The sequence below is a fragment of the Bartonella queenslandensis AUST/NH15 genome (assembly GCF_000312585.1).
Taxonomy (GTDB): domain Bacteria; phylum Pseudomonadota; class Alphaproteobacteria; order Rhizobiales; family Rhizobiaceae; genus Bartonella; species Bartonella queenslandensis_A.
Map to the genome: position 1 here is coordinate 2,620 of NZ_HE997988.1, position 8,028 is coordinate 10,647.

Annotated in this window: 7 protein-coding genes and 1 pseudogene; 3 read left to right on the forward strand and 5 right to left on the reverse strand. The window is 36.8% G+C overall.

The annotated features are described in order from the left end of the window. Nucleotides 1–268 precede the first annotated feature (268 nt). Nucleotides 269–741, forward strand: a pseudogene (locus BN338_RS03210) (helix-turn-helix domain-containing protein). 140 nt (nt 742–881) lie between these two features. Here the strand turns inward: BN338_RS03210 and BN338_RS11580 are convergent. The 5 genes from BN338_RS11580 to cyoE all read right to left on the reverse strand — a co-directional run bounded on the left by BN338_RS11580 (nt 882) and on the right by cyoE (nt 4,812). Next, the gene (locus tag BN338_RS11580) at nt 882–1,091 is read right to left on the reverse strand and encodes a hypothetical protein (RefSeq protein WP_156809243.1); all 210 of its coding nucleotides are present in this window, start codon (nt 1,089–1,091) and stop codon (nt 882–884) included. 141 nt (nt 1,092–1,232) lie between these two features. Beyond that, entirely contained in the window at nt 1,233–1,700 is a 468-nt protein-coding gene (gene rnhA / locus BN338_RS03215; protein WP_039759016.1) for a ribonuclease HI, read from the reverse strand. Between the two features lie 5 nt (nt 1,701–1,705). Then, nucleotides 1,706–2,665 (reverse strand): homoserine kinase, encoded by a 960-nt coding sequence (locus BN338_RS03220; protein ID WP_039759018.1) that lies wholly within the window; start codon nt 2,663–2,665, stop codon nt 1,706–1,708. After that, complete coding sequence (ispH, locus tag BN338_RS03225) at nt 2,665–3,711, reverse strand: 4-hydroxy-3-methylbut-2-enyl diphosphate reductase (RefSeq protein WP_039759019.1); 1,047 nt, start codon at nt 3,709–3,711, stop codon at nt 2,665–2,667. Before ispH ends, BN338_RS03220 begins: the two co-directional genes overlap by 1 nt. A gap of 165 nt (nt 3,712–3,876) precedes the next feature. Then, nucleotides 3,877–4,812: a heme o synthase gene (cyoE, locus tag BN338_RS03230; protein ID WP_039759021.1), complete on the reverse strand. Its 936-nt coding sequence runs from the start codon at nt 4,810–4,812 to the stop codon at nt 3,877–3,879. Between the two features lie 644 nt (nt 4,813–5,456). Here cyoE and BN338_RS03235 point away from each other — a divergent pair. Beyond that, entirely contained in the window at nt 5,457–5,819 is a 363-nt protein-coding gene (locus BN338_RS03235; protein WP_244427600.1) for an invasion associated locus B family protein, read from the forward strand. A 110-nt stretch (nt 5,820–5,929) separates the two neighbouring features. Next, nucleotides 5,930–7,354 (forward strand): metalloprotease TldD, encoded by a 1,425-nt coding sequence (gene tldD / locus BN338_RS03240; protein ID WP_039759024.1) that lies wholly within the window; start codon nt 5,930–5,932, stop codon nt 7,352–7,354. Nucleotides 7,355–8,028: the final 674 nt, after the last annotated feature.

An 8,028-nucleotide genomic window follows, 5' to 3' on the forward strand; every position in this document is an offset into this window, starting at 1 on the left:
TATAGTATAGTTTTTTACGCACTTTGAGGGTATTATATAATTTTTATCTTTCTTACGAAGAAAGCAATAAAAACTTATCAAAATACTCATTCTGATATCTTAAAAACACATAGTGAATTTGTCTTGATTAACCCGTGAAATGAATAGAAAATTCCACTACTTTGCTAATCTTACTCCATGTCAGGGACTGAAGCAGCCTTTAAAAATCTCTTTTGAAAAAAGATCTGCTTTTGTAAATACCGAAAAAGTATTTGAAGTAACTTTTTCGATAGGCCTTGAAAAAGAACCTAAAATAGAACTCGTAAAACGATTACGTAAAATACGGTATTCCCTTAGTTTTGCGGAGCGTAGGCAATTTGCTAAATATTTTGATATTCCCGAAACGACTATGCATAATTATGAAAGGAATTTGCAAGCCCCCTCCCCTGTATCTATAATGCGAATATATGAGAATCGTTGTGGAATATCCTTAGATTGGCTCGTTATTGGTGAAGGTGAGATGTTTAGTGACATGGCAAAAGCGAAAGAAGCTGATTTGAGAGCGCCTACCATTCCTACTGGGCTTATGAAAAAACTCGATCACATAGCTTAACAACCTATCGCGATGCAAATATAAAACTTCTCCCTGAAGATATAGCGGAATTAGCTGCAGAGCGTTATAAAAAGTTACAAGAGCTTGTTCAAAACATCAACGCCACGGAAGAAGTAGAGCTTACTTAGCCTCTTTTAAAACTGCATTGAAAGCGTCACATAGAAGCTGAAAGTGCACAGCTAAAAGCTACACAAGATACGGCTTAATGCCCCCCCTAAAATCAAAAATCGATATGATTTTTTACATTAGAAAATTATACAAATATTTTATTTATAAGTATATATTGCCTCTAAAAACAGATAATCACCAATAGGTGAAAATCTTTTTTGCTTTTTGGGTCATTTTGGGCTGATTTTGAAGTCAATTGAACTTTTGGATTGATTTTTTTCAAAGAAACTTCAAAGGTTTTTTCTAGATTTTCAAAGCCCTCTCTTATTTTTACCATGAAAATACACTTTTTTCTGATTTTCGCTACTTTTAGTTCTTTTTGCAATTTCAAGTGTCAAAATTCATTTTTGCAAAACACGCATTTCACTTAATGTTAAATTTTATATATAAAAACAACAAATTATCATTTATTCCCAGTTAGTCCCACCTCTTTCCACTTAGTACAAAACCTATTGTCAAACGACAATAGAAATTATGTTGGAAAACGACCATTTTCGCGATATTCAGCAATTGCTTGGCGAGCAAGAGCATCAGCGCGTTCATTATCGGGATGTCCCGCATGCCCTTTTACCCAATGCCATCTAACTTTATGACAAGAACAGGCATCTTCAAGAGCTTGCCATAACTCCATATTTTTCACAGGACTTTTTGATGCAGTCCGCCAATTATTCTTTTTCCAACCTTCAATCCACTTCGATATACCATTACGTACATAAACTGAGTCTGTATAAAGATCGACTAAACAAGGCTCTTTAAGTGCCTTTAGTGCACAAATTGCCGCCATGAGTTCCATTTGATTGTTTGTTGTATGAGCATTACCGCCATAAAGCTCACGCTCATGGCCATTCCAGCGCAAAATTACTCCCCAGCCTCCAACTCCAGGGTTTCCTGAGCAAGCACCATCTGTATAAATTTCAACGATTTTTTGTTGTCTTGCCATAAAATTTAAAAACCTAATTCGCTTAGAGAATTTACGTTACTGAAAAAACAAAGCTTGTGCCAATATTCCCATGGATCTTTCTTAATAACAAAGCTACCAGGCGGTGTATTAAACCAATCATAGAGACGTGTGAGTAAAAAACGTAAAGACGCACCACGAGCCAATAAAACAACCTTGTCCAATTCTAAAGGAACCAATGGTCTTATTTTTTGATAATTTTCCAATAACTTACGCGCTTTGGTAAGATTATAGGAATGATCAGGCTCAAAGCACCAAGCATTTAAACAAATCGTTAAATCATAAGAAAAAAAGTCATTACACGCAAAATAGAAATCTATCATACCAGAAAGACGATGATTCACAAAAAAGACGTTATCATTAAATAAATCTGCATGAATAATGCCTGTTGGTAAATTTGATGGCCAATTTTCTTGTAAAAAAACCAATTCCGACTCAATCTTTTCTCCAAATTCTTTTAACAATGCATCTTTTGTGATTTGACAACGTTGCCACAATAGCTGCCAGTCCATAATAGAAAGCGTATTTTTACGACTGAGTGTAAAATTCTGTCCTGCTAAATGCAATTGTGCTAACCCTGTACCTACTTCACCACAATGACCTATATCGGGCTGTCGGATCCACTCTCCTTCCAGAAAGGTAATAATAGCAGCAGGGCGCCCTGCTAATTCACTGATCATCATTCCATCATTTTGAATAACCGGTTGTGGACAAGGAATTCCACGCTGTCCTAAATGCTGCATCAAGCGACAAAAAAAAGGTAAATCATCTTTTGAAATACGCTTTTCATAAAGTGTTAAAATAAACCGCCCTTGTGTTGTCTCCAGCATAAAATTAGAATTTTCAATCCCTTCCTCTATCCCTTGATAAGATAAAAGTGCCCCTATTGCGTAACGTGTTAAAAACGCTTTTAAATCATCTGGATGAATATCTGTATAAACGGCCATTATTTTGCTTTCGTTGTAGATATATCTGTATTTTGATTTGCATTATTTGCTTGACCATTCACAAATGCCATATCTTGAGACGTTAAAATGACGTCACGTAATTCGCGACTCACTAAAAATCTTTCCGTTTCCACCACTGTTTCTGCTAATTCTATTGTCACATCATAACGCTCACGAAACGCAGCAATAATTTCATCAATAATAATTTCAGGCGCCGAAGCCCCTGCTGAAAGACTAACAACAGAAAGAGCTTTTAGGTTTTCAAAATTAATTTCATCAGCGCGTTGAACTAAAATAGCTTGCCGTGCCCCAGACTTTTCGGCGACTTCTACTAAACGTCGTGAATTAGAAGAATTTGGTGCTCCAACAATCAAAAACAAATCACTTCCCTTTGCTGCTGCCTTAACTGCGTCTTGCCGATTTGTTGTAGCATAGCAAATTGACTCAGCTGCTGGAGCTGCTAATGTAGGAAAACGTTGTTGTAATACATCGAGAATTCCTGCTGTGTCTTCAACAGAAAGTGTCGTTTGTGTAACAAATCCTAATTTATCTGGATCACTTGGTTGATACTGCAAAGCATCTTCTATCGTTTCAATAAGCGTCACAGCCCCATCTTCAAGCTGTCCCATGGTTCCTATAACCTCAGGATGACCAGCATGACCAATCAATATAACATGACGACCGTGACGTTGATGCCGTATCGCTTGTTTATGAACTTTCGAGACCAATGGACATGTTGCATCAAGATAAAACAAATTATAACGTCGAGCCTCTTCTGAGACAGATTTTGGTACACCATGGGCAGAAAAAACAACCGGTTGATTGCGATGTTCTTCTGGAATCTCATCAAGTTCTTCAACAAAAACGGCTCCTCTTTGCTGTAAGCCCTCAACCACGTAGCGATTGTGTACAATTTCATGACGAACATACACTGGAGAACTATATTTTTTTAATGCAAGCAGAACAATCTGGATAGCACGATCAACCCCTGCACAAAATCCACGTGGACCACAAAGACGTATCGTTAAGGGAGGAAGTCCAGACATAAATCATCCTTAATCTCTACAGTTTTAATATTCAAACAACCTATCATTATACATGAATACGCAATGTAAAAAAAACGCGCAATATCATCTTTTGTATAAGAAAACACTCTACAGCATTTTCTTGGAGAAAAGCTCTTTTAAAATTTAATTTTTCATTTTATTTGCCTAAAGGTCGATAAAATATCGAACAAGAGATTCAATCAAAAGAACGCCAAAGAGAGCGGCCAAATAAAGTAACGAAAAGAAAAAGGTTTTTTTGGCCATCAAAAGAGTTTCATTATGTGTATCCGCTTTCCACAAACGATAAGCAAAGTAAATAAAAATAAGACCTAAAATTGTCGAAAAGATGCCATAAAAAATTCCACCAAGACCAGTAAAGTAAGGAGCAGCGGCACATAATACCATCAAAATGGTATAGAATAAGATCTGTTTTTTTGTTGAGTATTCTCCTCGTACATTAGGCATCATAGGAATACCCGCAGCCTCATAATCAAGAGATGAAAAGAGAGAAAGAGCCCAAAAATGAGGAGGTGTCCACATAAAAATGATTAAAAATAATAAAAAACTATCAAAACTTACTGTCCCCGTTGTTACAGCCCATCCAATCATTGGTGGAAAAGCCCCAGAAGCACCCCCAATAACAATATTTTGTGGGGTGATACGCTTTAACCAAATTGTATAGATAACGACATAAAAGAAAATCGTAAACGCAAGAAAAAATGCCGCAAACCAATTAATGAAGCTCCCCATGACCAATACCGAAAGCATAGAAAGAACCATGCCAAAAATAAATGCCTTTTGGGAGCTGATTTTACCCATGGGAATGGGACGCTTTTGGGTCCGTTCCATAACAGCATCAATGTCAGCATCATACCACATGTTCAATGCTCCTGCACCCCCACCGCCAGCAGCAATACATAAAATTGCTAAAAAACCATACCACGGGTTGATGGAAACAGGAGACGCCACCAAACCAACGAGCGCTGTAAAGACCACAAGTGACATAACGCGCGGCTTTAATAATGTAATATAATCACTGATACTAGATTTTGGTGGCGTTGATTTACCATTTGAAACCGATAACTCTCCTGAAACAGACATTCCACTCAAAACCCTTTTTCATTTCTGTCATTCACAAACAAATATTATTTGGCAAATATTATTTGGCAAACATTATCTAGCATATATTATTTGGCAAACATTATCTAGCATACGGGAATAACCAATTAAAACCAATCGTATTTTTGAGAAAATATGGCATACCCTTCTTGTACGCATCTCCTAAAAAATAGGTAGAACTATTTGCAACAAAAATACATTCTTTCAATCAACATTTTCTCTTACATTACAAACGTATCATAAAAGTGTATCCTACCAAACAGCATAAAGCCATGCTGAAAATTTATCTCCTATAAAATGCTCTTTCTTCTCATTTCCCTTTATTTATTACATAGAAATGAATATATTTTGGTAAATACTGGTTTTGTGTTATAGTTTTTATGTGAGGAATTCATTTTTTATGTAAATCTATGCATGATGATGTATCTGTTGAGTTGGATGGAATTTTCTGTGATATTTTATAAATTACTCAAAAAAGTTTTTTTATTGGTGCTGTTCTTCACCCACTTTATAGCAGTTCTATTAATTACGCTTTTGCACAAACACCCTATGCGCAAAATGTCCCTGCTCCACAAACCTATGGTGCATGGACAAAAGTTTGTGCTCTCCCACCAGGGACACCGAATATGCAGTGTGAAGTTGTACAAAACGTCCATACACAAGGCCGTCATGATATTACCTTGCGCGTTACATTTTATAAACTTCCTCAAAAGCAAGGTGCTTTAATGCGTGTTTTTGTTCCGATTCGTGTTGAATTACGTCCTGGCGTTGGAATTAAAATTGACGATAAAAATATGGGTAGAATGGAATATCGTCGTTGTCTTGGTGATAATTGTGTTGCTGAAGCTTTTCTTAAAGAAGACATATTACAACTCTTTTTAAAAGGGAAAATGGCAACCTATTTTATCTTTACAACCCCTGAGCAAGGAATTGGAGGTCTCGTTGACCTTCATGGTCTTGGCGACGCCTATGCAACCTTGCCCACATGAATGAAATCAACACACATGGGATGACTAAAATCTCCTCGTATATTTTAAAAGCTTCTTAAATTAGATTAATAAAAATCTTCTAAGCCCCCAATAAAAATAGGATAATTTTTATGAAAACGCTAATTGATCATTTTGATATTGCTTCCTCTAAAGTGCAATCACTTGTCCAGGAAACGCTTCATCATGCTGATGATGGCGAACTTTACCTCGAGTATACAGAAAGCGAAGCCCTTTTATTTGATAACGGACAACTTAAAAACTGCTCTTTCCATCAAGATATGGGGTTTGGTATGCGTGTCGTTGCTGGAGAGGCGACTGGATATGCACATTCTAGTGAATTATCCGCTGCTGCACTCAAACGTGCTTGTGAAGCAGCTAAAACTGTTACCTATAATAATCTTGCCGGACCTTATAGTATAGCTCCTCAACAAACAAATAAGAGGCTTTATCAACCACATAATCCTCTTGATGCTCCATCATTTGAAGAAAAAAGTGCTCTGTTGCAAAAAATTGATGCTTATTTACGGGCAAAAAATGATAAATTGCATCAAGTAACTGTTTCTCTTGCTGGCTCACTACAACATATCGAAATTTTACGGGCTGATGGATATTTGGTTCGTGATATTCGTCCCCTTGTACACCTTTCTATATCTGTGGTTGCGGCTGAAAGCAATCGACGTGAAAATGGTTTTTATGGATGTGGGGGGCGACAAGCATTTAACCAATTTATTCATGAAGATAATTGGAAACGAGCTGCGGATGAAGCCTTACGTATGGCTTTAACAAACTTAGAAGCAGAAGCAGCACCTGCAGGAACATTTGACGTTGTCTTAGCCAATGGATGGCCTGGCGTTATGCTCCATGAAGCCGTAGGTCATGGTTTAGAAGGTGACTTTAATCGCAAAAAAACATCCGCTTTTGCTGAACTTTTAGGACAACAAGTTGCGGCAAAAGGTGTTACAGTTGTTGATGATGGAACAATTCCTCATTGCCGAGGCTCACTCACGATCGATGATGAGGGGACCCCTTCAGGATATAATGTTCTCATTGAAGATGGGAAACTCGTTGGTTTTATGCAAGATAGGCTTAATGCACGGCTTATGGGAAGTAAATCAACTGGAAATGGACGACGTGAATCCTATGCTTACGCCCCAATGCCACGAATGACGAATACAATCATGCTAGGAGGCGATAAAACACCTGAAGAAATCCTTTCTTCCCTTAAAAGTGGTATCTACGCTGTTTCATTTGGTGGAGGACAAGTTGATATTACTTCTGGTAAATTCGTCTTTGAATGTACTGAAGCATACCGAGTAGAAGATGGTAAAATTGGTGCACCAATAAAAGGTGCAACCCTTATTGGAAATGGACCAGAGGCTATGAAACGTATCACAATGATTGGAAATGATAGTAAACTGGATAACGGTATTGGTATGTGCGGAAAAGCAGGGCAAAATGTTCCTGTTGGTGTTGGACAACCTCATTTACGAATCAATAATATGACAATTGGTGGAACCGCGCTTATCAAAGAATAAGCGTTCTCATTCCTTCCCAATATTACTCCCTTCTCATCTATTAAAACGATTTATGAAAGAGAATTGTTTTTGTGTAATTCATTGATTTGTAAATATAATATAGCGTTATTCAACTTGAATTAGAATCTTGAATACCATGGGGCTCTCTTACTTTAAATCTGTGTATGTTGTATCAATAAAATCATTGGTTTGCATATTACAAGTGGAGAGAGTTGTGTGGGATAAAACTGTACAAAAAACATACCTCTTATGAACCATCTCAAATGCAAAAAGCTGTCACGGCATTAGGAGATGGCAAATATAAAATATAATGGTGATGCTGCCGGCTTGTTCAGATATACCCTCAAGCATACCTTTTTCGTAATACGTTAGTCTTTTATGTGAGGTAACACTGTCTGTTTCATAATAAAAAAATTTAAAATAAAAACACTGTCCACATTCGGTGCTCTTAAGTTCAGTGAGAAAAAGGTTATTATTGTGATAAATTCTAGAGAGATTTTTATAATAATCCCCAAGTAAACTTTTTTAAAAAATATTTATGATGTTAAAAAAATTTTAAGCTAAAGCTTCCAGCCCTTCTTCTTTTTATTTTTGCTCAAAACAGCAACAACTTCAACATGGGGTGACCATAAAAATTGATCAATTGGTGTGATTTTTTCTATTGTATATCCCCC

What these genes read in the sequence shown, in the direction of transcription:
- rnhA (WP_039759016.1), bottom strand. Translation starts at nt 1,700, where the DNA reads ATGGCAAGACAACAAAAAATCGTTGAAATTTATACAGATGGTGCTTGC.
- BN338_RS03220 (WP_039759018.1), bottom strand. Translation starts at nt 2,665, where the DNA reads ATGGCCGTTTATACAGATATTCATCCAGATGATTTAAAAGCGTTTTTA.
- ispH (WP_039759019.1), bottom strand. Translation starts at nt 3,711, where the DNA reads ATGTCTGGACTTCCTCCCTTAACGATACGTCTTTGTGGTCCACGTGGA.
- cyoE (WP_039759021.1), bottom strand. Translation starts at nt 4,812, where the DNA reads ATGTCTGTTTCAGGAGAGTTATCGGTTTCAAATGGTAAATCAACGCCA.
- BN338_RS03235 (WP_244427600.1), top strand. Translation starts at nt 5,457, where the DNA reads ATGCAGTGTGAAGTTGTACAAAACGTCCATACACAAGGCCGTCATGAT.
- tldD (WP_039759024.1), top strand. Translation starts at nt 5,930, where the DNA reads ATGAAAACGCTAATTGATCATTTTGATATTGCTTCCTCTAAAGTGCAA.